Annotated in this window: 24 protein-coding genes; 11 read left to right on the forward strand and 13 right to left on the reverse strand. The window is 70.9% G+C overall.

Features of this window, described 5'->3' with window-relative positions; all coding sequences use genetic code 11:
* Nucleotides 1-11 precede the first annotated feature (11 nt).
* Complete coding sequence (locus BL253_RS21700; protein ID WP_076818958.1) at nt 12-1010, forward strand: ornithine cyclodeaminase family protein; 999 nt, start codon at nt 12-14, stop codon at nt 1008-1010.
* Nucleotides 1011-1089: 79 nt separating this feature from the next.
* Here the strand turns inward: BL253_RS21700 and BL253_RS21705 are convergent, their stop codons facing one another.
* From BL253_RS21705 to BL253_RS45865, 3 genes are all read right to left on the reverse strand, one after another.
* Nucleotides 1090-1533: a nucleoside deaminase gene (locus BL253_RS21705; protein ID WP_076818959.1), complete on the reverse strand. Its 444-nt coding sequence runs from the start codon at nt 1531-1533 to the stop codon at nt 1090-1092.
* 154 nt (nt 1534-1687) lie between these two features.
* Entirely contained in the window at nt 1688-2218 is a 531-nt protein-coding gene (locus tag BL253_RS21710; protein ID WP_241834993.1) for an aldehyde dehydrogenase family protein, read from the reverse strand.
* Nucleotides 2181-2480, reverse strand: a complete 300-nt coding sequence (locus tag BL253_RS45865; protein ID WP_241834994.1) for an aldehyde dehydrogenase family protein — start codon at nt 2478-2480, stop codon at nt 2181-2183. The genes BL253_RS21710 and BL253_RS45865 overlap by 38 nt, the downstream gene beginning before the upstream one ends.
* Before the next feature lie 480 nt (nt 2481-2960).
* Between BL253_RS45865 and BL253_RS21715 the strand changes: the two genes are divergently transcribed.
* Nucleotides 2961-4664 carry an FAD-dependent oxidoreductase gene (locus BL253_RS21715; protein ID WP_076818960.1) on the forward strand — a complete coding sequence of 568 codons (1704 nt, stop codon included), beginning with the start codon at nt 2961-2963 and terminating at the stop codon, nt 4662-4664.
* A gap of 113 nt (nt 4665-4777) precedes the next feature.
* On the opposite strand, the gene BL253_RS21720 is transcribed toward BL253_RS21715, so the two are convergent.
* Complete coding sequence (locus BL253_RS21720) at nt 4778-6040, reverse strand: baeRF2 domain-containing protein (protein ID WP_076818961.1); 1263 nt, start codon at nt 6038-6040, stop codon at nt 4778-4780.
* Between the two features lie 71 nt (nt 6041-6111).
* Nucleotides 6112-6390 carry a hypothetical protein gene (locus BL253_RS42975; RefSeq protein WP_076818962.1) on the reverse strand — a complete coding sequence of 93 codons (279 nt, stop codon included), beginning with the start codon at nt 6388-6390 and terminating at the stop codon, nt 6112-6114.
* A 284-nt stretch (nt 6391-6674) separates the two neighbouring features.
* On the opposite strand from BL253_RS42975, the gene BL253_RS21730 reads away from it, so the two are divergent.
* The 8 genes from BL253_RS21730 to BL253_RS40390 all read left to right on the forward strand — a co-directional run bounded on the left by BL253_RS21730 (nt 6675) and on the right by BL253_RS40390 (nt 16248).
* On the forward strand, nt 6675-7613 hold the full coding sequence (locus tag BL253_RS21730; RefSeq protein WP_198946347.1) for an SRPBCC family protein: 939 nt from the start codon (nt 6675-6677) through the stop codon (nt 7611-7613).
* Between the two features lie 112 nt (nt 7614-7725).
* Complete coding sequence (locus BL253_RS21735) at nt 7726-8322, forward strand: alcohol dehydrogenase catalytic domain-containing protein (RefSeq protein ID WP_274535233.1); 597 nt, start codon at nt 7726-7728, stop codon at nt 8320-8322.
* A 277-nt stretch (nt 8323-8599) separates the two neighbouring features.
* A complete protein-coding gene (gene dnaK, locus BL253_RS21740; RefSeq protein ID WP_076818963.1) occupies nt 8600-10531 on the forward strand; it encodes a molecular chaperone DnaK in 1932 nt (643 codons plus the stop codon).
* 31 nt (nt 10532-10562) lie between these two features.
* Entirely contained in the window at nt 10563-11069 is a 507-nt protein-coding gene (locus BL253_RS21745; RefSeq protein ID WP_076818964.1) for a nucleotide exchange factor GrpE, read from the forward strand.
* Between the two features lie 4 nt (nt 11070-11073).
* A complete protein-coding gene (locus BL253_RS21750; RefSeq protein WP_076818965.1) occupies nt 11074-12057 on the forward strand; it encodes a DnaJ C-terminal domain-containing protein in 984 nt (327 codons plus the stop codon).
* Between the two features lie 101 nt (nt 12058-12158).
* Nucleotides 12159-12647 carry a chaperone modulator CbpM gene (locus tag BL253_RS21755; protein ID WP_076818966.1) on the forward strand — a complete coding sequence of 163 codons (489 nt, stop codon included), beginning with the start codon at nt 12159-12161 and terminating at the stop codon, nt 12645-12647.
* The gene (gene clpB / locus BL253_RS21760) at nt 12638-15274 is read left to right on the forward strand and encodes an ATP-dependent chaperone ClpB (RefSeq protein WP_076818967.1); all 2637 of its coding nucleotides are present in this window, start codon (nt 12638-12640) and stop codon (nt 15272-15274) included. The genes BL253_RS21755 and clpB overlap by 10 nt, the downstream gene beginning before the upstream one ends.
* 227 nt (nt 15275-15501) lie before the next feature.
* Nucleotides 15502-16248, forward strand: coding sequence for a TetR/AcrR family transcriptional regulator (locus BL253_RS40390; RefSeq protein ID WP_241834995.1), 747 nt, complete (start codon nt 15502-15504; stop codon nt 16246-16248).
* Nucleotides 16249-16296: 48 nt separating this feature from the next.
* On the opposite strand, the gene BL253_RS21770 is transcribed toward BL253_RS40390, so the two are convergent.
* Genes BL253_RS21770 through BL253_RS21795 form a run of 6 tightly spaced genes read right to left on the reverse strand, consistent with a single transcriptional unit; the run spans nt 16297 to nt 19146 of the window.
* Complete coding sequence (locus BL253_RS21770) at nt 16297-16560, reverse strand: aldo/keto reductase (protein WP_198946348.1); 264 nt, start codon at nt 16558-16560, stop codon at nt 16297-16299.
* A 14-nt stretch (nt 16561-16574) separates the two neighbouring features.
* Nucleotides 16575-17597 (reverse strand): zinc-dependent alcohol dehydrogenase family protein, encoded by a 1023-nt coding sequence (locus tag BL253_RS21775; RefSeq protein WP_076818968.1) that lies wholly within the window; start codon nt 17595-17597, stop codon nt 16575-16577.
* A 14-nt stretch (nt 17598-17611) separates the two neighbouring features.
* Nucleotides 17612-18031 carry a (R)-mandelonitrile lyase gene (locus tag BL253_RS21780; protein ID WP_076818969.1) on the reverse strand — a complete coding sequence of 140 codons (420 nt, stop codon included), beginning with the start codon at nt 18029-18031 and terminating at the stop codon, nt 17612-17614.
* A gap of 50 nt (nt 18032-18081) precedes the next feature.
* Nucleotides 18082-18408, reverse strand: coding sequence for a carboxymuconolactone decarboxylase family protein (locus BL253_RS21785; RefSeq protein WP_241834996.1), 327 nt, complete (start codon nt 18406-18408; stop codon nt 18082-18084).
* Between the two features lie 13 nt (nt 18409-18421).
* Nucleotides 18422-18796 (reverse strand): DUF2255 family protein, encoded by a 375-nt coding sequence (locus tag BL253_RS21790; RefSeq protein ID WP_076818970.1) that lies wholly within the window; start codon nt 18794-18796, stop codon nt 18422-18424.
* On the reverse strand, nt 18793-19146 hold the full coding sequence (locus BL253_RS21795) for a hypothetical protein (protein WP_076818971.1): 354 nt from the start codon (nt 19144-19146) through the stop codon (nt 18793-18795). Before BL253_RS21795 ends, BL253_RS21790 begins: the two co-directional genes overlap by 4 nt.
* A gap of 224 nt (nt 19147-19370) precedes the next feature.
* Here BL253_RS21795 and BL253_RS21800 point away from each other — a divergent pair, with 224 nt between their 5' ends.
* Nucleotides 19371-20483 (forward strand): helix-turn-helix transcriptional regulator, encoded by a 1113-nt coding sequence (locus BL253_RS21800; RefSeq protein ID WP_241834997.1) that lies wholly within the window; start codon nt 19371-19373, stop codon nt 20481-20483.
* A gap of 209 nt (nt 20484-20692) precedes the next feature.
* Here BL253_RS21800 and BL253_RS21805 read toward each other — a convergent pair whose 3' ends face one another.
* Together BL253_RS21805 and BL253_RS21810 are read right to left on the reverse strand one after the other, a co-directional pair.
* Nucleotides 20693-20890 (reverse strand): hypothetical protein, encoded by a 198-nt coding sequence (locus tag BL253_RS21805; protein WP_076818972.1) that lies wholly within the window; start codon nt 20888-20890, stop codon nt 20693-20695.
* Nucleotides 20891-20893: 3 nt separating this feature from the next.
* The gene (locus BL253_RS21810; RefSeq protein ID WP_076818973.1) at nt 20894-21676 is read right to left on the reverse strand and encodes a COG4280 domain-containing protein; all 783 of its coding nucleotides are present in this window, start codon (nt 21674-21676) and stop codon (nt 20894-20896) included.
* Nucleotides 21677-22129 lie beyond the last annotated feature (453 nt).

Here is a 22129-nt window from a genome sequence, read left to right on the forward strand (position 1 = left end):
GGAGGTTATGGGTGACGACCCTGGCGTTGACCAGTGGCGAGTGTGAGACGTTGCTTGATCATCGCTTGGTCATGCGGGCGCTCGCATCGGCCCACGCGGCGCTGAGCAACGGTGAGGCGACGCAGCCTCGGCCGACGATGCTGCGGGCGGAGGCTGATTCCCCGGACGAGCCGCTCCTGGCGGCGGCGGTGCTGCCGATGACGGCGTCCTGGCGCGGGCTCGCGGTGGTGAAGCTGTTGTCGGACGCGCCGCTCAATCGGCGGCGCGGCCTGCCCGCGCAACGATCCACGGTCGCGCTGTTCGACGCCGCCACCGCCGAGTGCCTGGCGCTCATCGACGGCATGGCGTTGACCCGCATTCGAACCGCGAGCGCGACCGCACTCGCGACGAGTCTGCTGGCGAGGCCGAGCGGCCGCACGCTCGGCCTGATCGGCGCGGGGGCCCTGGCGCTCGAGCACGTGCGTGCTCACCATCACCTCGGTTACGACGAGGTCGTCGCATGGTCCCGGACCGGGGCCCGCGTCGAGAGACTGGCGGAGCGGGTGCCGCGCGGAGTATCGGTGCACGCGGCGAGCACGCCGGCGGAGGTGTTCGGCCGCGCGGGTGTCGTCTGCACAGTGACCCCGTCGGTCCAGCCGATGGTGGGAGCGGCGGACGTCCGACCCGGGACGCACATCAACGCTGTTGGATCACCACCGCGCCCGCACTTCCGCGAGTTGGCGGAGGATGTTCTGTCGCGCGCGGACCTGGTGGTGGTCGACGCGGCCGACGTTGCCATTCACGAGTCAGGGAACATTTCCGCGGCTGTCGCGGCGGGAAGCCTGCGGGAATGCGATCTTGTCGAGCTCGGAGACCTCGTCATCGGGAAGCACTCCGGCCGGGCCCGCGATGATGACATCACCGTCTTCAACTCGGTCGGCGTCGGTCTGCAGGACCTCGCCACGGCCGAGCTCGTCGCCTCTCGGGCGCGGGACCTGGGCGTGGGCCGAGAAGTGGCCGTTCGAGCGTGACTGTCGTGCGCCGAGCACCGCACCGCGCCCAGCGCGCTGGTCCGGATCCGGCGTGAACGGATCCGGACCAGCGGCGGGCTCAGCCGGCGGTCTGATAGAAGACGGACACCTCTGAAGTGGGAAGAGACTCCACTCGCAGGTCGGCGGAGCGGCCCAACAGGTGAAGCAGCGCCTCGACGGTGTATCCGCCGAGCGGTGGGGCGCCGACCTCGCGCCGCACACCGATCACCAAGGTGGCCACGCCCGCCTCCAGGACCGCGCCGAGGCACATGGGGCAGGGCTCGTACGTCGTGACGAGTGTCGCACCGGCGACGCGGTGCGGCCCCCACTCCCGCGCGGCCGAGCGCACGGCCATGGTCTCGCTGTGCGCGGTCGGGTCGGCGGTGCTCACCACTCGATTCCGTTCTCCGAGCACCAATTGATCCCGCACAATCACCGAGCCATAGGGGTGGTCGCCAGCGGCCACCGCGTCGCKGGCAAGTCCCAGCGCCCGGCTCATCAGCTCCGCTATATGCTCGGGCATTCCTTAGCTCTTTTCTCGTCGTTTGACAGGATGATACAAGATTGACGTCCCTATGGTAGGCGCTGTCGGTCGTCAGTAGTAGGCGCACTGAGCGATGCCTTGCGGAGGCRATGTTTCCGGGAACGCTTGCGCCGAAAACTCCGCGTTACGGGCATCAGCCCAGAGCGTCGGTGATCGGCGTGTCCGCCCCCATCGTCACGAGCAGCTTCCGGTTGGCGAACTCCTTGATACCGAGGTGGGACAGCTCCCGGCCGTAGCCGGACCGCTTGATGCCGCCGAACGGCAGTTCCGGCTCGGAGGACGTCGGATGGTTGATCCACACCATCCCGCTCTCGATCCGGCTGGCGACCGCACGCGCCCGGGAGATGTCGCTGCCGAACACCGCACCACCGAGACCGTAAGGCGAGTCGTTCGCCAAGGAGACCGCCTCGTCATCGTCTCGTACCCGATAGACGACCGCGATCGGTCCGAACAACTCCTCGCGAAAGGCACGCATGTTCGGAGTCACGCCGACGAGGACCGTGGGTTGCACGAACGCTCCGGGGTGGTCGACGCGCCCGCCGCCGACGACCGCGGTCGCTCCCTTGTCGAGCGCGTCGCGGACCTGGTCCATCAGCGTCTGGACGCCGAGGATCACCCCCAGCGGATCATTGATGACGGTGGCCGAGCCGTCCTCGAGATCCAACGGCTCGTCGGCGAGCAGCGCGGGGGGCCTTGTCGGCGTAGTACTGCAGGATCCGCGCGGAAAGGTCCATCTCGACGCGGCTGTGCCGGATGAGCTTACCCATCTCAAGAGTCACCAGCCGGGCGAGGTGCTCGCTGCGCTCACGCATCAGCCGCGCGGCCCGACCGACCAGCGCGGCCCGTTCGCCAACGCTGACACCGCGCCAGGTCTCGAACGCCCGATGTGCCTCTCGGACCGCATGGTCGACGGTTTGCTCGCTCATGGGAGGAAACTCGCGTATCACCTCGTTGTTGTACGGGCTGATGCTGGCGATCGGACTGTTCCGGACGGTGGAAGACGTGGACATGAGCTGTTCCCTCTGTCGACGTTCGGAGCACCTGCGTCTTTATGGCGGGCACGCGGACAAAGCCGAATGCGCGACGTCAGCATGACCTGGCTCGACGTACCCGACGGTCTCGGTCGTAGTCCGGCAGGACGTACMCAGCCGACGTGTACGGGTCGACGAAGCGGGTAGCCCCGGCCCGTACCCGCGGCTTCGAGCCGGTGGGCCCGGCGTGACGCGAGACGCGGTGTCCGTCATCGCCCCCGTGTGTCGTCTGACCGGGTTTCGGATCGCTGCCGAGATGCGGTGATGGACGTCGCGAACGGCGGAGGTCCGGCAGCGGCACACCGGCAGGGCCATGTATGGCCGCGGTCGCAGGTTCCCGAGTCCACTCGCGGCGCATCCGGATCGGAGAAGCTCATGACGAGGACGGACACGGCCGCGGTCACCGAGTCTCCGGACACCTACGGCGCGTACCCACGGCTGTCGGCCGACCAGATCGAGGCCCTCGCGACCCGAGGCGACCGCCGGGACGTCGCGCCCGGCGAGGTGCTGATCCGGGAGGGCGAACCGAGCGACCGGTTCGTGGTCATCCTGCGAGGTTCCGTACAGGTGATCACGGGTTCTGGCCGCGACGAGCCCCGGCGGCTCCTCGTCCACGGAGCTGGGCGCTTCCTCGGTGAGCTCGGCCTCCTGGCCGGGCAGGCGGCGTTCTACACCGCCGTCGCCGGCGCGGACACCGGGATCCTCGCGGTGCCAGTGGAGCGGCTTACGGAACTTCTGCAGCACGACGCCCAACTCGGCGACCTGATCGTGCGGGCCTTCTTCATCCGACGGGAGATACTCATCGGCCTCGATGCGGGATTCCGGATCATCGGCTCCCACTTCAGCGCGGACACCCGGCGGCTGCGCGAGTTCGCCGCCCGCAACCGGCTGCCACACCGGTACGTCGACCTCGAGGAGGACACCGAGGCGGAGGAGGCCCTGCGCGCTCTCGGCCTGACCCTTGAGGACACACCGGTCGTGATCTGGCGGGACGGAAAGGTCCTGCGCAACCCGAGCAACGCGAGGCTGGCGCAGGCGATCGGGCTGACGACCCCGCGCCCGGATGGCGCGGTGCGGGATCTGCTGGTGATCGGAGCGGGGCCAGCCGGGCTCGCCGCGGCCGTGTACGGTGCCGCGGACGGCCTGAGCACCACCGCGTTCGACGCGACCGCCACCGGCGGCCAGGCGGCGACGTCCTCCCGGATCGAGAACTATCTCGGCTTTCCCGCCGGAATCTCAGGCGCGGAGCTCGCCGAGCGGGCCGCCGTCCAGGCGCGCCGGTTCGGCGCCGAGATCAACCTGCCTGCCGAGGCCGTGTCGCTGGTTCCGGATGGCGAGCTGCAGGCCGCGTCGCTGGAACTCGACGGCCAGCGGGTTGAGATCGTCAGCCGGACCGTCGTCGTCGCGACCGGTGCTCGCTACCGCGAGCTGGACGTGCCCGGACTCGGCGAGTTCGCGGCAGCCAGCGTGTGCTACGCGGCCACCTTCATGGAAGCCCGGCAGTGCGTCCATCGTCCCGTCGCCGTGGTGGGCGGCGGCAACTCGGCCGGGCAGGCCGCCGTGTTTCTCGCGGAGGTCGCGCCGCGCGTACACCTGCTGGCCCGCGAGCACGATCTCCAGCAGAAGATGTCGAAGTATCTGGTGGACCGGATCGGTCGTCATCCGCGGATCATCGTCCACACCAATACCCACATCCGGCGGGCCGAGGGAGACGGCTGCCTGCAGGCGCTCGTCCTCGAGGACCTCCGCTCTGGCGAGCTGGAGTCGATACCCGTCGACATGCTTTTTGTCTTCATCGGCGCGCGGCCTCGCACCGACTGGCTGGGTGGCACTGTCGCACTGAACGCCGACGGATTCGTCCTGACCGGAGCCGACGCCGCCTCGGCCGCCAGGGGCGACCACGCGCGCCGTCTCGACCGGCCGCCGCACCGTCTGGAGACCAGCCGGCCGGGGGTGTTCGCCGCCGGTGACGTCCGGCACGGCGCCACCCGACGGGTCGGCTCCGCCGTCGGCGACGGCGCCGCCGCCATTCAGATGCTCCACGACCATCTCCAGCGGACCGGAAGCGCGGCGCGCTGACCGCGGCCATAAGCCCGGCAGGGCCATAAGCCCGGCACTCAGGCCACCGAAGGACAGGGACCACCGAAGGACAGGCCCGGCGCTCAGGCCACCGAGGACCTCCAGGCGGACCTCTAGGCGGATGCCGGGAGGGTGTACCGCAGCAGGGCGCCGACGCCGCCGGTCGGCGACTCCGGTCGATCGGCCGGCACGGTGTGCACCGCGGCGGCGGTCCCCAGGGCGGCCCTGACCAGCGCGTCCACCTGCCCAGCACGGATCGGGCTCGTCACCTCGGCCAGGTCGGCGGGATCAGCGGCGATGTCGTTGACCCGCGGTCCGATCCACGCCGGACCACCCGCGGGCAACCCTTCGGCCAGCAGCAGGTGGCTCACCTGTGCCCGGCGCAGAGCCTCGACCGTCGCATGCAGGCCGTCCGCGGCGTCCAGGGCAACCGGACCCGACAGTCCCGCCTCGCCCGCCACCTGCCCGGAACCGGCCGAACCAGCCGAACGTGGCGTGGCTTCGGCATCCGCAGACGCCGCGCGGCGCGTCGGCGCGGTCCCTGCCGCGACGCCGACCAGGGACCTGGCTCGGCAGCGGTACCGGTGGAACTCTGCCAGCAGGTCCGCGGTCCGGCGGGCCAGGTGCTCGGCGAGCACCTCGGTGACCCGGCTGGCCAGGTGGTCGTCCGATCCGTCCCGGGCGCGGCTGCCCTGCACGATCACCACCCGGATGGCGACGTCGACGGGTAGTTCGTCGCGCACCAGCGAAAGGGCCTTCGGATCACCGGCGAGGATCACCACCTCGGCGGCGACGTCCCGCACCGCGCGGACGATCAGATCCGCGGTGGACTTCGCCCCGAGCTTCCAGTGTTCCTCGACATGGCTCTCGTAGCGCCGTTGCGCCCATCCGCCCGCGCGCGCCTTGTGCCAGGGCGGTCGGGTGGTGTCCTGGGACCTCCCGTCCGAGGGCAGCGGCCCGTCGGTGTAGGCGAGCACGTCCACGCCGAGGCGGTCCACCAGGGCGACCACGTGGGGAACCCGCCGGTCAGCCCAGTCGAGGACGGGCAGCAGGTGCGGCAACGGGCCGACCGCGACGAGGTCGAAGTCGGAACCTCCCGGCAGCCACCGCGCGTAGGGCACGTGCGCGGACCGCCCCTCCCCCGCGGCCACCAGGACCCGGGTCCCGCCCTCCCGATAACGGGAGTCCCCCCGCTCGGCGATCAGCGCCTGGCGGGCGCCGGCGTCGACGCCCTGGTGCTCCAGATCGGCGAGGATGTCGTACCACCTCAGGTCGAAGAGGCGGGGGGCGTTCTCCCGGACCGGATCGGTACTGACGTACACGGTCACGAACGGCCCGGGCAGGTCGTACAGGTTTCGTAGACGGCTCGTCTCCATGAGGAGCTCCTCATCAGGCTCGGGAGTACCCGACCTCGACGCACCCCGATACGCACTCCTCATCGGGGCAGCTACCTGCTGGGGTGCGCGCTGTGCACGGGCTCAAACCCGCCGGCCTTCGGGGGCACGAGGCCGCCGAGCGTGCCGAGATCGGCGAGCACGGCGAGGGTCTCGCGGGCGAGCTCCAGGTCCTCGCGGGGTTCTATGACCAACACGGAGCCCACGGCGCGCACCGGCCACGACGCGACGTCGCCGATGAGTTCGTCGACCGCCGCGGCCGCGGCCGGCGATCCGGGCGGCTGCTCGACGTGACGGCTGGCGACGACCCGGTCCCCCGGCCCGGCCAGCACCAGCCGCGGGCTCGACGAGCCTGGGTCACAGACCAGGACGACCGGGTCCGGCTCGGTGGCTTGCGAAAGCGTTGTGGTCGTGCCCGCATCGGTTGGGTCCGCGGAAGGCGGGCAGCCTCCACGGCGGTGGCGTCCCGAGGCGACGCCCCGGATTTCTCGCGGCGGCTGACCGACGACCATCACAGCCGGCTCTCCCCCGCCGAGGGCAGCCAAGCCTGACCTCGGTCCGACCGCCGCCTCGTCGAGCCCTGCCCCGCCCAATGCGGTGCTTGGGAGGTCGGCTCATGAGACTCACGCGGGACACCCGCAAGGCCGGTACCCGGGACGTCGGTGCCGGCGCGATCGGCCAGGACCGTCTGGCGAAGGCGTTGGGGTTGTTCAGCCTCGGCCTCGGTGCGCCCGCGGCAGTGATCCGGGTCGCCGGCACCGAGAACACGGCGGCGAGCCGGGCGGTGTCGAGGGCCCTGGGTGCACGCGAGATCGCCAGCGGTGTCGGCGTGCTCGGCAGCAGGCTGCCGGGGCGCTGGCTGTGGGGACGGGTCGCGGGTGACGCGATCGACCTGTCCGTCCTGGCGATCGCCGCCCTGCGGCATCGCGACGACCCGCCGCGCCTGCTCCGCCAGGCCATCACGGCGGGTGTGGTCACGGGTGTCACCGTTGTCGATGTCGTCGCGGCCCGGCGGCACGCCGGCGGCCCGTCCGCCGGTCCGACGCGGGCACGATCAAGCACCACGGTGCGCCGTACCCCCGACGATCTCTACCGCGCGTGGCACGACTTCGAGGAGCTGCCGACGTTCATGTACCACCTGGACTCGGTGCGGACGTCGAACGGCCACTCGCACTGGAAGGCAAAGGGTCCCGCCGGCGGGGCGGTCGAGTGGGACGCCGAGATCGTCGAGGACCGTCCGGGTGAACTGATCGGTTGGCGGTCGGTCGGCGACGCGGACGTGCGCAATGCCGGAACGGTGCGGTTCGTCCCGGCGCCGGGCGAACGTGGCACCGAGGTGCACGTCGAGCTGGAGTACGACGTTCCCGCGGGAGCGCCCGGGGCCGCGGTGGCGAAGCTGCTGGGCGAGGAGCCCGGGCAGCAGATCGCCGACGATCTGCGTCGCTTCAAGCAGCTGATGGAGACCGGCGAGGTCGTCCGATCCGAAGGATCTCCGACCGGTGCCCGGTCCGCCGTGCACCTGCTCGACCAACGTCCCGCCCGGCCGCTGGACTGAACGCGCCCAGGCGTACGGCGCCGAGTCGCTGTCGGTGGGCCCAGGGCGCCAGGTAGGCCCGGACACCCGGAAAGGGCACCTGATCTGTCGCAACGGAACGGAGGGCGGATACATGCGAGCGAACTGCTGGCTCGRCCGGGGCGAGGTCGACGTGGTACAGGTCCCCGATCCCAAGATCCTCAACAACCGGGACGCCGTGGTCCGCGTCACCAGCACCGCCATCTGCGGGTCCGACCTGCATCTCTACAACGGCTTCGTGCCCACTATGAAGAAGGGCGACGTGCTGGGCCACGAATTCATGGGAGAGGTCGTCGAGGTCGGCCGCGAGGTCCGGAACCTGCGTGCCGGTGACCGCGTGGTCGTCCCGTTCCCCATCGCCTGCGGGCAGTGCAACACCTGCCTCGCCGGCGACTACTCGCTGTGCGAGAACTCCAACCCCAACGCCGCGCTGGCGGAGAAGATCCTCGGCCACCCCGTGGCTGGCATCTTCGGCTACTCGCACATGCTCGGCKGCTATCCCGGCGGTCAGGCCGAGTACGCCCGGGTGCCGTTCGCCGACGTCGGACCCATCAAGATCGAGGAAGACCTGCCTGACGAGCAGGTGCTGTTCCTGTCCGACATCCTGCCCACCGGCTATATGGGCGCCCATGGCTACTCCACGTTCCGCGACAAGGAGGAGGAGTGCGTCAAGGTCGTGCTGACGCCCTGATCGACACAGGCGGCGCGAGCCGTCGCACGAGTATCGATTCCCGCGTACATGTATATCGGTGGTGCGGGCGTCGCCGGCGGTTTTGAGATGCCGCCGGACCGGGCAGGGCAATGAACGGTGAATACCCGCGGGTAGCACCCGTCGGGCAGATATCGGGCGGTGTGGCCGGCGTCGTCTGGCTCAGCCAGGACACCCCTAGCCGGGATGTTTCGGAYGGTCCGTGGTGGCACGTTCGGCTTCTGGCCGTTTCCGTTCGCTCCTAGCTGGGAGCAGTCTCATGGCCAAGGCAGTAGGTATCGACCTGGGCACGACCAACTCGGTGATCGCCGCGTGGGAGAGCGGTGAGGCCAGGGTCATCCCAAATTCCGAGGGATCGCGGACGACTCCGTCCGTGGTCGCGTTCACGGAGGGCGGGGAACGCCTCGTCGGTCAGTTAGCCAGGCGGCAGGCGATCCTCAACCCGAAGGGCACGATCTACTCGTCGAAGCGGTTCGTCGGGCGGCACTACGACGAGATCAGCGAGGAATCCAAGGCGGTCGCCTTCGACGTCGTGCCCGGCCCCAGCGGCGCCGTCCGCTTCAAGGTGCGGGACAAGCTCTACTCCCCGGAGGAGATCAGCGCACTGGTGCTGCGCAAGCTCGCCGACGACGCAGCCAAGCAGCTCGGCGAGAAGGTCACCGAGGCGGTCATCACGGTGCCTGCCTACTTCAACGACGCGCAGCGCACCGCCACCCGGGACGCCGGCCGCATCGCCGGCCTGGAGGTGCTGCGGATCATCAACGAGCCGACCGCGGCCGCGCTGGCCTACGGGCTGGACAAGAAGCAGCACGAGACCGTGCTCGTGTTCGACCTCGGCGGCGGCACGTTCGACGTGAGCATCCTCGACGTCGGCGACGGGGTGGTCGAGGTGCGCTCGACCGCCGGCGACAGCCACCTGGGCGGGGACGACTTCGACCGGCGGCTGGTCGACCACCTCGCCGACGACTTCCAGCGCGACCGCGGTATCGATCTGCGCGCGGACCCACAGGCACTGCAACGGCTCTTCGAGGCCGCGGAGAAGGCGAAGGTCGAGCTGAGCTCGGTCACCCAGACCCAGGTCAACCTGCCGTTCATCACCGCCGACGCGTCCGGGCCGACGCACCTGACGACCACGGTCATGCGCTCGACGTTCGAGCAGATCACCGCCGACCTGCTGGAACGGACCATGGGACCGGTGCGCMAGGCCACGGAGGACGCCAAGGTCACCGCGGCCGACCTGGACGAGGTCATCCTGGTCGGCGGCGCCACCCGGATGCCGGCGGTGCAGAAGCTGGTCCGGCGGCTGACCGACGGCAAGGAACCGAACATGAGCGTCAACCCGGACGAGGTGGTGGCACTCGGCGCCTCGATCCAGGCAGGGGTGCTCAAGGGCGAGGTCAAGGACGTGCTGCTGCTTGACGTCACCCCGCTGTCGCTCGGCCTGGAGACCCGCGGTGGCGTGATGACGAAGATCGTCGAGCGGAACACCACGATCCCGGTCCGGCGGTCGGAGGTGTTCACCACCGCGGAGGACAACCAGTCCGCTGTCGACGTGGTCGTGCTGCAGGGCGAGCGGGAGCGCGCCGCGGACAACCGGGCGCTCGGCCGCTTCCGGCTGGAGAACATCCGGCCGGCCCCGCGCGGGGAGCCCCAGATCGAGGTCACCTTCGACATCGACGCCAACGGCATCCTCAACGTCACCGCACGGGACAAGGACACCGGAGCCGAGCAGAAGATCACCATCACGGAAAGCTCGACGCTCGACAAGAGCGAGGTCGAGCGGATGATCGCCGAGGCCGAGCGGCACCGGAACGAGGACGAGGCGCTGCGCGCCGCGATCGACGCCCGCAACGAACTCGACTCGGTCGCCTACCAGGTCGAGCGCCGGTTGGGCGATCTCGGTGACGCCGCGCCGCCCCACGAGAAGGCCCGCGCCGAGATGCTCGTCGCGGACGCGCGGCAGGCCGTCAAGGAGGAGGCGCCGCTCGACCGGATCCGGTCGCTCAGCTCGGATCTCCAGCAGATCTACCAGGCGTTGGCCAGCGTCCAGCCTAGCGGGGGCGGCCAGCCCGGTCCCGGTGGTCAGCCGGGCGCCGGTGGCCAGCCGGGTCCCGGTGGACCGGCCGGCGGCGGGCAGTCGCCGTCGAGCGGGCCGGACGACGTCATCGACGCCGACTTCGACCGGGGCTGAGCGCAGGAGCGAGCGAGCGGAGGACTGAGCGATGACGTCTGCCCGTCGACCACCGCCGGTGGAGCAGCCAGCGGGAGCCGAGCCGCCAGACGAGCCGGCGGCGCTCGCCGATCGGATCGAGGAGGTCACCGCCCGCTGGCGGCAGGCCCTCGCCGACCTCGACAACCAGCGCAAGCGGTGCGCACGGGAGGTGGAACAGGAACGGGAGGCCGAGCGGGCGCGGGCGGCCGCTGCCTGGCTGCCGGTGCTCGACCACCTGGAGCTCGCGCTGGCGCACGCCGGGGCCGATCCGGAGTCGATCCTGACCGGCGTGCGGGCCGTGCGCGACCAGGCCGTCGACGTACTGGCCCGGCTCGGCTACCCGCGCCACGACGAGGTCGGCGTGCCCTTCGACCCCGCCAGGCATGACGTCGTGAGCCTCGTCGACGAGCCGGGCAAGCCGCCGGGGACGGTGGTCGCCGTCGTCCGGCCCGGCTACGGCGACGCCGGACGGCAGCTGCGCCCGGTCGGCGTGGCCGTCAGCAAGCCCTCGGAGTGACGCCGTGGCCCGGGACTACTACGAGGCTCTCGGCGTCAGCCGCGACGCGACCACGGAGGAGATCCAGCAGGCGTACCGGAAGCTCGCCCGCCGCTACCACCCGGACGTGAACAAGGATCCGGCGGCGGAGGAACGCTTCAAGGAGATCAACGACGCCTACCAGGCGCTGTCGGACCCGAAGACCCGGGCCCGGTACGACCGGTTCGGGCCGGACTTCCGCCGCATCCCCGAGGACTACGAGGAACGGGTGGCCGCCGGCGCCGGTGCTGGGTTCGGAGGTGCTGGGTTCGGAGGTGCTGGGTTCGAGGGCGCCGGCTTCGGGGGCGGCCGCGGGGGCTCGGGCCAGCGGGTCCGGGTGACGCCGGGCTTCGGCGGTGGTGGAGGTGGCGGCTTCGAGGACCTGTTCGGAGACCTCTTCGGGGCGGGACGCGGCGCCCGCGGGGCGACCGGGCCGATTCCCGGCGCCGATCAGGAGGCCGAGCTGGAACTGAGCGTCGAGGAGGCTTACCGGGGCGGCCGCCGCCAGGTCACCCTCGCCGGTCCCGACGGCGCGCGCCGCTACACCGTGACCATCCCGCCCGGGGTGGTGGACGGCCAGCGGATCCGGCTGGCCGGGCAGGGCGGACGGGCCAGCGGTGCTGGCCAGGCCGGGGACCTCTACCTGCGGGTACGGATCGCGCCGCACCCGCGCTACCGGCTGTCCGGGCGGGACATCCACCTCACCCTGCCGGTCTCGCCCTGGGAGGCGGCGCTCGGGGCGACCGTCCCCGTCACGACTCCGGGCGGCGAGGTAAAGGTGCACGTCCCGGCAGGTTCGTCGTCCGGACGGCGGCTGCGCCTGCGCGGCGAGGGCATGCCTGACCCGCGGGGCTCCCCCGGTGACCTCTACGCCGAGGTCAGCGTGCTGGTCCCGGCGACGTTGTCCGACCGCGAACGCGCCCTGTTCGAGGAACTGGCGGCGGTCTCCACGTTCGACCCGAGGACGTAGACGCGAGCCATGACCGGAACGCGATCGGGCGGGGTGGCCGACGCGACCATGACCGCGACGCGCGGCGGACCCGGCCCGGGCGTGACCGCCAAGGAGGCGAGATGAGCATCCGTTCCCAGCAGGAGAGCGGGGCGTCCCGACCCGATGCCTCCCGCCGCTACCCACTGGTGCGGGTCCGCCGCCCGCGCGGCGGCTCCGCGGGCGGCGCGGGCGGCTCGGGCGCGAGCGGCGACGCCCGCCCACGGTTCGGCATCGTCAGATGGCTCACCCTGGAGACGGTCGCCGACCGGGCGGGGCTGCATCCCGAACTGGTCCACCGGTTCGCCGTGCTCGGTCTGCTGGACGCCTCCCGCGACGCCGCCGGCACGCTGTGGTTCCCTCCGGACACCCCGGCGACGATCGCCCGGATCCAGCGGCTGCGGGCCGGTCTCTGCCTGAACTACGCCGCCATCGGCCTCGTGCTCGATCTGCTCGACCGCATCGACGCGCTGGAAGCCGCCCTCGGCGTCAGCACCGCCGCGCGGGTGCGGTCGACGCTGGAAGCCAGCCAGGAAGCCGCCAACGCGAGGAACGGACGACCATGGACATGAACCGGCTGACCCAGAAGTCCCAGGAGGCGCTGGCCGCGGCCCAGGCCAGGGCGACCGCGCTCGGGCACACCGAGGTCGACGGCGAGCACCTGCTGGCCGCCCTGCTGGCGGCGCCCGACGGGCTGATCCCACGGCTGCTCAACGACGCCGGGGCCGACGTCGCCGCGCTGAGCGCCCAGCTGGAGGCCGACCTGGCCCGGCGGCCCACGGTGACCGGCCCAGGAGCCGCACCCGGCCAGGTGTTCGTCACCCAGCGGTTGTCCCGGCTGCTCGACGCGGCCGAACGTGAGGCGGGGCGGCTGAAGGACGAGTACGTGTCGGTGGAGCACCTGCTGCTCGCGCTGACCGACGAGGGCACCGCCACCACCGCCGGCCAGCGGCTGAAGGAGCACGGCGTCACCCGGGAGTCCTTCCTGGCAGCGCTCACCCGGATCCGCGGCAACCAGCGGGTCACCTCCGCTACCCCGGAGGCCGCCTACGAGGCGCTGGAGAAGTACGGCCGGGACCTCGTCGAGCTGGCGAGGACCGGCAAGCTCGACCCGGTCATCGGCCGGGACGCGGAGATCCGCCGGGTGATCCAGATCCTCAGCCGCAAGTCGAAGAACAACCCGGTGCTGCTCGGCGATCCGGGCGTCGGGAAGACCGCGATCGTGGAGGGCCTGGCTCAGCGAATCGTCCGCCGGGACGTGCCGGAGGGCCTGCGCGACAAGACCATCTTCGCGTTGGACATGGGCTCGCTGGTGGCCGGAGCGAAGTACCGGGGCGAGTTCGAGGAACGGCTCAAGGCCGTACTGACCGAGGTGAAGGCCGCCGAGGGGCGGGTCCTGCTGCTCGTCGACGAGCTGCACACCGTGGTCGGCGCCGGCGCGGCCGAGGGGGCCATGGACGCCGGGAACATGCTCAAGCCGATGCTGGCCCGCGGCGAGCTGCACATGATCGGCGCGACCACGCTGGACGAGTACCGCAAGCGCGTCGAGTCCGACGCCGCGTTGGAGCGGCGGTTCCAGCCGGTGATGGTGGACGAGCCGAGCGTGGAGGACACCATCTCGATCCTGCGCGGTCTGCGCGAGCGGTTCGAGGTCTTCCACGGGGTGAAGATCCAGGACCGCGCGCTCGTCGCCGCGTCTACGTTGAGCCACCGCTACATCACCGACCGATTTTTGCCCGACAAGGCGATCGACCTGGTCGACGAGGCCTGCGCCCGGCTGCGGACCGAGATCGACTCGATGCCCGCCGAGCTGGACGAGACCAGCCGCCGGGTGACCCGGCTGGAGATCGAGGAGGCGGCCCTGGCCAAGGAGACCGACCCGGCCAGCCAGGCGCGGCTGGATCAGCTGCGTCGGGAGCTCGCCGACCTGCGAGCCGAGGCGGACGCGATGCGCGCCCAGTGGGAGGCCGAACGCCAGGCGATCCGCCGGGTCCAAGAGCTGCGCGGGGAGCTCGAACGCGTCCGCCACGAAGCCGAGGAGGCCGAACGGGCGTACGACCTGAACCGGGCCGCCGAACTACGCTACGGCCGGCTGGGCGAGCTGGAACGGCGCCTCGCCACCGAGGAGGAACAGCTCGCCGCCAAGCAGGGCGAGCACCGGCTGCTGCGCGAGGTCGTCACCGAGGACGAGATCGCCGAGATCGTCGCGGTCTGGACCGGTATCCCGGTCACCCGGCTCAAGGAGACCGAGCGGGACAAGCTGCTGCGCCTGGACGAGATCCTGCGGGAACGGGTCGTCGGCCAGGACGAGGCCGTCACGCTCGTCGCCGACGCGATCATCCGGGCCCGGTCCGGGATCCGGGACCCCCGCCGGCCCATCGGCTCCTTCGTGTTCCTCGGACCGACCGGCGTCGGGAAGACGGAGCTGGCGAAGACCCTGGCGGTGGCGCTCTTCGACACCGAGGAGCACATGATCCGCCTCGACATGAGCGAGTACCAGGAGCGGCACACCGTCAGCCGGCTGGTCGGCGCTCCCCCCGGCTATGTGGGCTACGAGGAGGGCGGCCAGCTCACCGAGGCCGTCCGGCGCAAGCCGTACTCGGTGGTGCTCTTCGACGAGATCGAGAAGGCGCACGCCGACGTGTTCAACGTCCTGCTGCAGATCCTGGACGACGGCCGGATCACCGACGCCCAGGGCCACCGGGTCGACTTCCGCAACACCGTCATCATCATGACCTCGAACCTCGGCTCGCAGTACCTGCTCGACGGGATGGACGCGGACGGCCAGATCAGGCCGGAGGTGGAGGCCCGGGTGATGGCGGAGCTGCGCGGGCACTTCCGCCCGGAGTTCCTCAACCGGATCGACGACATCGTCCTGTTCCGGCCGCTGGCCCTGCCGCAGATCGAGACGATCGTCGGCCTGCAGTTCGAGGATCTGCGACGCCGGCTCGCCGAACGCCAGATCAGCCTGGAACTGACCGAGACCGGCCGCCGGCTGATCGCCGAGAAGGGCTTCGATCCGGTGTTCGGCGCCCGCCCGCTACGCCGGTACATCGCCCACGAGGTCGAGACCCGGGTCGGGCGCGCGCTCATCCGCGGCGAGGTCTCCGAAGGCGGTGTCGTGCGCATCGACGCCCACGACGGGGAGCTGGTCGTGACCTACGAGAAGGCCACCGCCCGGCACGGCCTCGCCGCCTGAGCTTGTCGTTCAACTTGTCTGTCTCTGGGGTCGGGCGGGCAGCGACGGCGAGGCGGCCCAGCGCGCTACCGATCATGCCGGTACCGATGAGCCCAAGAGTCTTCGTCGCGGTGCGATGCCTCCAGTCCAATGGGCGATGGGGGCGTGGAATCGGTGCCGCGGCGAGAGCTGTCCCGCGCCTACCGATCATCGCTCTCCGTCATCCCACCTCAGTTCTGGCCGGCCGCGTGCTTTGCCTGGGCCAGGAGGTCGCGGGCTGCCTTGACGGACTGGCCGACTCGCTCGTGCGGTCCGAGGCCGGCGTCCGCCTGGGAGCGGATGGGTACCTCAAGGCCGACGACTCGGTCGAGAGGCAGTGCGGTGAGCAGGTCGCCTCCCTACGCGGCATCGGCGCCCGCGCCGGCATCAGCCGCGAGATGCCCGCCTACCACTTCGGATCAAAGGACGCCCTGGTCACCCGGCTCGCAGAACGGKCCCAGGAACGCACCCTCGAAGCGACCGCGAACGCGCTCGACCAGGCGCACCAGCACCTCGACGGGCTCTCCCAGCTCGAGACGCTGCGGATGTCCATCGAGACCTACCTCGACGTCTTCACCGCCCCGGCCACTCCGGAGGAACGCGCCGTCGTCGTGATGTGGGGAGCCACCTTCCCCTCCGAGGCGTCGCTGCCCGCGATCGCCGAGGCTGACCGCCAGACCCTTCACGACCTCGCCGAGACCGTCCGTGCCGGCCAGCGCGAAGGCTCGATCCGGCCAGACCTCGACGCCGACGCGGCGGCCTTCATGATCTCGGGCATGGCCCGCGGCATCGCCGCGCTCTCCCTCACCCAGCCCCCGGCCGCCGACCCGGCACGGGTCCGGGCCCTCTGCGGTGAAACCATCGCCGCCATCCTCGGAACTGGCGGCGAGACGTCCCCGTCCTCCGACCAGTCCGTCGATCGAACCAGACGCACCAGGTCAGGCCAGGCTCTGTAGTCCGGCTACGGAACGGCCACGGTCGCGTCCTCACCGCGCGTCTGCTGGTCATTCGGTCTGCGGCCGAACAACCCGGGGCGGCCGAGGTATCGCCCTGGCGGGCAGGACTTCCGGCTCGGGATCACGGGTCCACAGCGAGTACTCGCTTTGTACGGCGGTGACCGGGTGGACGGCGTGCGCCTTGCGGATCGTCGCCGCCGCGGCCTCGGACAGGCCGAAATGGCGGACCTTTCCGGCCTGGACGAGCTCACCCACCACGCCGGCGACGTCCTCGATGGGGACCTCGGGGTCGACGCGGTGCTGGTAGAACAAGAACTGGGCGTGGGCTATGGGCGCAGCAGGGTTTTGACCGCCCGGCGCTCGTCCATGGCCCGGTAGCCTTCCGCGACCTGTGCCAGGGGAAGGTCGAGGTCGAAGACCTTGCCAGGATCGATCCGCTGGTTCCAGATCCGATCGATGAGGTCGGGCAGGAAACGGCGGACGGGGGCGGGGCCGCCGTGCAGGTGGACGTGGGAGTAGAACAGCTCCTCCCCGGGCAGCGCGACGCCGTGCGCGACCCCGACGTAGCCGACGTGCCCGCCGGGGCGGGTGCAGCGGATGGCCTGCAGCATCGACTCCTGGGTGCCGACGGCCTCGATGACCGAGTCCGCGCCGAGGCCGTCGGTGAGGTCCTTGACGCGGGCGACGCCATCGTCGCCGCGTTCGGTCACGATGTCGGTCGCGCCGAACTCCAGGGCGAGCTTCTGCCGGGGCGTGTGGCGGCTCATCGCGATGATCCGCTCGGCACCGAGCTGGCTGGCCGCGAGGATTCCCAGCAGGCCGACGGCGCCGTCGCCCACGACGGCGACGGTCGTGCCCGGGGTCACCTCGGCGGCGACGGCACCGAACCAGCCGGTGCCGAGCACGTCGGAGGCCGCCAGCAGACTCGGCACCAGGTCGTCCGGCGGAAGGTCCGGGGTCGCGACGAGGGTGCCGTCGGCCAGCGGGACCCGCAGGTACTCGGCCTGGGCGCCGCCGGCGCCGACGTACTCGCGGTGGACGCAGGACGACTGGTAGCCGGCCTGGCAGATCGGGCAGGTGTTGTCGGAGGCGAAGAACGAGCCGACCACGAACTGCCCGGGTTCGAGGGTGTGGACGTCGTCGCCGACCTCCTCCACGACGCCGACGTACTCGTGACCCATCGGTGTGGGCTGGGTGACGGAGTCGATGCCCCGGTAGTCCCACAGGTCCGAGCCGCAGACGCAGCTCGCGGTGAGGCGGATGACCGCGTCGGTCGGGTCCACGATCGTCGGGTCGTCGCGGTCCTCGAACCGGACGTCGCCGGGGGCGTAGATGACTGCGCCACGCATGGTGGGTGTTCCTTTCAGATTGGGGCGGTGAGAGCGTCGGCGGCGGCGTACTGCTCGTCGGTGACGTGTTCGAGCCAGGTGGCGCCGTCGCCGTCGGCGGTGCCCTCGTAGAGCGCGAGGTGGACCATGAAGTCGGTCGGCGTCGCGCCGTGCCAGTGCTCCTCGCCGGGCGGGGTGTAGACGACCTGTCCGGGCCGGGCCACGATCACGGTGCCGTCACGGGTGCCGAGCAGGGCGATGCCCTCGGTGATGCAGAGGGTCTGGYCGACGGCGTGGGAGTGCCAGGCGGTGCGCGCGCCCGGGGTGAAATGCACGCAGCCGCAGGCCATCCGGGAGGGCTCGGGCTTCCGGGCGGCGATCGGGTCGATGTAGACGTCCCCGGTGAACCACGCGGCCGGTCCTTTGACGGTCGGCCGCTTCGGTTCGATGTTCATCTGATCTCCCTGTCGGGTGCCGCGGAGGTGGGCCGGTGGTGCTGGTGAGATCAGGTGGCGCGGAAGACCTGCTTGGCGACGGCCATCGCGGCCATGGCCTTGGGCCAGCCCGCGTAGAACGCCAGGTGCGTGATCGCCTCGATCAGCTCGGTCTCGGTCGCGCCGTTCTGCCGGGCCAGGCCAAGGTGATAGACCAGCTGGTCGGTGTTGCCGGACGTCGTCAGCGCGGCGACGGTGACCAGGCTGCGTTCCTTGGGGGACAGTTCGGGGCGGGTCCAGACCTGCCCGAACAGCACGTCATCGGTGAACCCGACGAGTGCCGGGGCGAAGTCGCCGAACATCTTCTCGGCGCCGGACGGTTCGGTGGTTGGTGGCACGGCCGTTCTCCGTTCAGTCGGTGGGGGTGAGCCGCAGGGTGGTGCCGGCCGCGGTGTCGGTGACCATGGGCCGCAGGTAGCTGTCGCCGTAGCGGGCGTACTTCGTGCTGTAGGCCCGGTCGACCGACTCCCGCGCGGACGGTGCCGCGGTGACGGCGACGTCGCGGTCCACGCCGGCCGCACGGATGTGCGCGACGCCCTGAGCCGCGGCGTGGCGGAACCACGAGCCGTCAGGCCCCCGGTAGGAGCGGACGTAGACCTCGTCACCGACCCGCACCACCCAGATCGGGACATAGCCACGCAGCGTGCCGTCGGGCCGAGAAGTGGTGATCGTCAACTCGTCGGCGCCGCCGAGGGCATCCAGCTCACTGGTCATCCACGCGCTCATGACGCGCCTCCTTCTCTCTGTGCTTCGAATCGCCCCGCCTCGGGTCGGATCAGCAGAGACACCGCGACGGCGGCAGCCAACACGACGCCGGCGGCGATCAGCAGGCTTGTCCGCATGCCGCCCAGGAACGTCGCGTCTCTGGTCAGCAGGGCACCAAAGACCGCCACCGCCAGCGCACCGCCGACCTGCCGGCTGGTGTTGAACACACCACTGGCGATACCCGCCTGGTGGGCCGGAACCGCGCGCAACAGCAGTGCCATGACCGGCGGCATGACAAACGGCCCAGCGAGCCCCACCGGCACCATCAGCATCGCCACCCGGGCTGAACCGGCAGCCAACCCGATGGCCACGAGATCACCGCGTCCAACGTCACGACGAAGAACCCCAGCAGAGCCGCCGCCAGCGAGTACGCGGCAACTGATCGCTCTTCCCGTGCGGCGGCGGGCGCCCAGGTCTCGGTCGAAGCGGTCATGCCATCCATGCAAGGCCGACCGACGCCGACCCGGCAGGTCGCGCTCTTCCGGGTTCCGACAGAACCCCCCTGCGGCCCCGGACAGGTCCTAGCGTGGAGTGCGTGAACGAGAACCGGTCCGAGGTGCGGGACTTTCTCCTCACCCGCCGCACCAAGATCACACCGGAGCAGGCCGGCCTGACGGTCTACGGCGGGAACCGACGCGTCCCTGGGCTACGCCGCGAAGAAGTCGCCATGCTCGCCGGCGTCAGCGCCGACTACTACACCCGCCTGGAAAAGGGCAACATCGCGGGCGCCTCCGAAACCGTGCTGGACGCCATCGCCGGCGCTCTACGCCTGGACGAGGCCGAGCGGCTCCACCTGTTCGAGCTCGCCCGCGCCGCCACCACCAGCCCCGCCCGCGCGGCCCGCCGCCGCCCGCCACAGCAGATCCGCCCGGCCATCCAGCTCATCCTCGACGGAATGACCAACACCCCGGCATTCGTCCGCAATGGCCGCCTCGACATGTTGGCCACCAACTCCCTCGGCCGCGCGCTCTACACACCGGTCTTCCGCACCCCAGGCCAGCCGCCGAACCTCGCCCGGTTCCGGTTCCTCGACCCAGCCGCGCGCGATCTCTACCCGGACTGGGACGAGTCCGCGCACACCACCGTGGCGCTGCTACGCACCGAAGCCGGGCGCGACCCCTACAACAAGGCCCTCACCGACCTCATCGGCGAACTCTCCACCCGCAGCGACCACTTCCGCACCCTCTGGGCAGCCCACGACGTCCGCCTCCACCGCAGCGGAACAAAGCGGTTCCACCATCCCGCGGTCGGCACCCTCGACCTCATGTACGAAGCCATGGCCCTCGAAGCCGACCAGGGACTCACCCTCACCGCCTACACCGCACCCCCCGACTCCCCTCCCACGACGCCCTACGCCTCCTCGCCAGCTGGACGGCAAGCCACGACAGCCCAACCCGCGCCGGCGCTGGCGAACATCCTCAGCTGCCAGGCTGACGCGCGCAGACACCGACAGAGCATCGAGCCGACCGGGAAAGCGTTCCCACGAGACCCACGTCCTCAAGCTGGCCAGAGACCGGGGGCCGCGGCACGCGCAGAGACAACGCGATCGCCTGGCTCGAAGAACCGGCCACCCGGTCGGTGTCGGTCAGCGAAGGGTGACAACTCGGATTTCCCAGGAGGTCGGAGCGGCTGCGGGGTCCAGGCCTGAGTACGACCAGCCGCGTGGCGCGGGTTGGGTGGATCAGGCCCCATGGCGGTAGGCGTGTGTCTGCATGTGTTGGGCGTGTTCGAAGCGACGTTCGGTGAGGTGTGAGGCGTGCTCGCCGGCGCCGCGCCGGTCCGGCCTTGCCGGACGCCAAGGCGAGCGTCGCCGTGCGGGTTGACCCTCAGCCCAGAGCGTCGACCGGCGACCTCGGGTCAGCGGCGGATCGCTCTCCAGACGGTGAACGGGAGCAGCACCGCCACCGTCAGCGGCAGCAGCCACCATGCCGGGATCGCGGTGTGGATCGCCGCGGTCGTGGCGACCGCCAGCACCACCCCAATGGCGACCCGCCAGTCGTCGCCGACGAAGAAGTCGTACCAGAACGCAAGGAAGTTGCGGATCTTCGCGGTCATCGGTCAGCTCACCTTCGTCGCTGGGGCGGTGGCGCCGGGCAGCACCGATCCGCCCGTCGCGGCGCCGACCCGGCGCAGCAGGCCGACGAGGCCGAGCGAGAACAGGGCGATCGCCGGCACGAGGACGAGCAGCGCGCCGTCCTTGCCGGGCCAGTTGCCGCCAGCGCCCTCGGCGGCCCAGAAGGTGCCAAACGCGGTCAGCATGACGCCGACGACGAACTTCATCGTGTTCTCCGGCACCCGGGCCAGCGGCGCCCGCACCGCCAGCCCGGCGCCGGCCACGACGACGACCGCGGCAACGGCCGCGATCGCAGCTATCGGAATGTCGTGCTGGTTGGAGCCAAATGTGACCGCGATGAACGCGACCTCCAGCCCTTCGAGTACCACACCCTTGAACGACAGGGTGAACGCGTACCAGTCGCGAACGACACCCCGGCTACTCGCAGCGGCAACCTGGGCGGCGGCCAGCTCCTCCTGATAGAGCGCGCTTTCGTCGTGCAACGCCTTGTGTCCGCTGGCACGAAGGATCGACTTGCGCAGCCACTGCAGCCCGAAGACCAGCAGCAGGGTGCCGACGACGACCCGCAGCGCGGTCAACGGGATCACCRTCAGCGCGGGCCCGAGCGCGGCGACGATCGTGACGAGCACGAACAGGCCGCAGAACAGGCCCTGCGCCGCTGACCGCCAGTCACGGGCGGTGCCGGCGGCGAGCACGATCGTCGTCGCCTCCACCGCCTCGACCGCGCACGCGAGAAAGACAGCGACAAACAACGAAACGGTGGTCACGCGCCCTCCCAACGGACCGACGCCTCGACCGGATCTTAGTCGCCGGAGTGACTCAGCAGCGGCTGAGCTTGGCCCCTGAGGACGGACAAGGTGCCCGCCGTAAGGGGCCAAGATCAGCCTGGGTCAGCGCGCGCGCCGACGGCCGACATGTGGCCCTGCTCGTGGCCGACAGCGGCCCGGGTGTGCCGGACCGGTGGCTGGACCCGCTGTTCCAACCTTGCAACCCCCGCTCGGCCGCGGAGGAGAGCCGAGCGACGCCCGGCATGACACGTCCGGGACACCGGAGACCGTCCTTGCGGCCACATGGCCTTCACATCTCGGCGCAGTAGCTTGCGGTCATGCGCGGGATATACGTGTTCACGGTGCCGTCAATACCGCGGCCGACCTGACGAAAACCTCACCGCGAGAGCGGGCACGGGCCGCCGCCGACGGCGCATCCGTCAAGGCGTGACA

It is taken from the genome of Pseudofrankia asymbiotica, assembly GCF_001983105.1.
In the GTDB taxonomy this organism is placed as follows: Bacteria; Actinomycetota; Actinomycetes; order Frankiales; family Frankiaceae; genus Pseudofrankia; species Pseudofrankia asymbiotica.

What these genes read in the sequence shown, in the direction of transcription:
- BL253_RS21730 (WP_198946347.1), top strand. Translation starts at nt 6,675, where the DNA reads ATGAGACTCACGCGGGACACCCGCAAGGCCGGTACCCGGGACGTCGGT.
- BL253_RS21805 (WP_076818972.1), bottom strand. Translation starts at nt 20,890, where the DNA reads ATGACCGCGAAGATCCGCAACTTCCTTGCGTTCTGGTACGACTTCTTC.
- BL253_RS21755 (WP_076818966.1), top strand. Translation starts at nt 12,159, where the DNA reads ATGAGCATCCGTTCCCAGCAGGAGAGCGGGGCGTCCCGACCCGATGCC.
- BL253_RS21720 (WP_076818961.1), bottom strand. Translation starts at nt 6,040, where the DNA reads ATGGAGACGAGCCGTCTACGAAACCTGTACGACCTGCCCGGGCCGTTC.
- BL253_RS21790 (WP_076818970.1), bottom strand. Translation starts at nt 18,796, where the DNA reads ATGAGCGCGTGGATGACCAGTGAGCTGGATGCCCTCGGCGGCGCCGAC.
- clpB (WP_076818967.1), top strand. Translation starts at nt 12,638, where the DNA reads ATGGACATGAACCGGCTGACCCAGAAGTCCCAGGAGGCGCTGGCCGCG.
- BL253_RS21715 (WP_076818960.1), top strand. Translation starts at nt 2,961, where the DNA reads ATGACGAGGACGGACACGGCCGCGGTCACCGAGTCTCCGGACACCTAC.
- BL253_RS45865 (WP_241834994.1), bottom strand. Translation starts at nt 2,480, where the DNA reads ATGAGCGAGCAAACCGTCGACCATGCGGTCCGAGAGGCACATCGGGCG.
- BL253_RS21775 (WP_076818968.1), bottom strand. Translation starts at nt 17,597, where the DNA reads ATGCGTGGCGCAGTCATCTACGCCCCCGGCGACGTCCGGTTCGAGGAC.
- BL253_RS21745 (WP_076818964.1), top strand. Translation starts at nt 10,563, where the DNA reads ATGACGTCTGCCCGTCGACCACCGCCGGTGGAGCAGCCAGCGGGAGCC.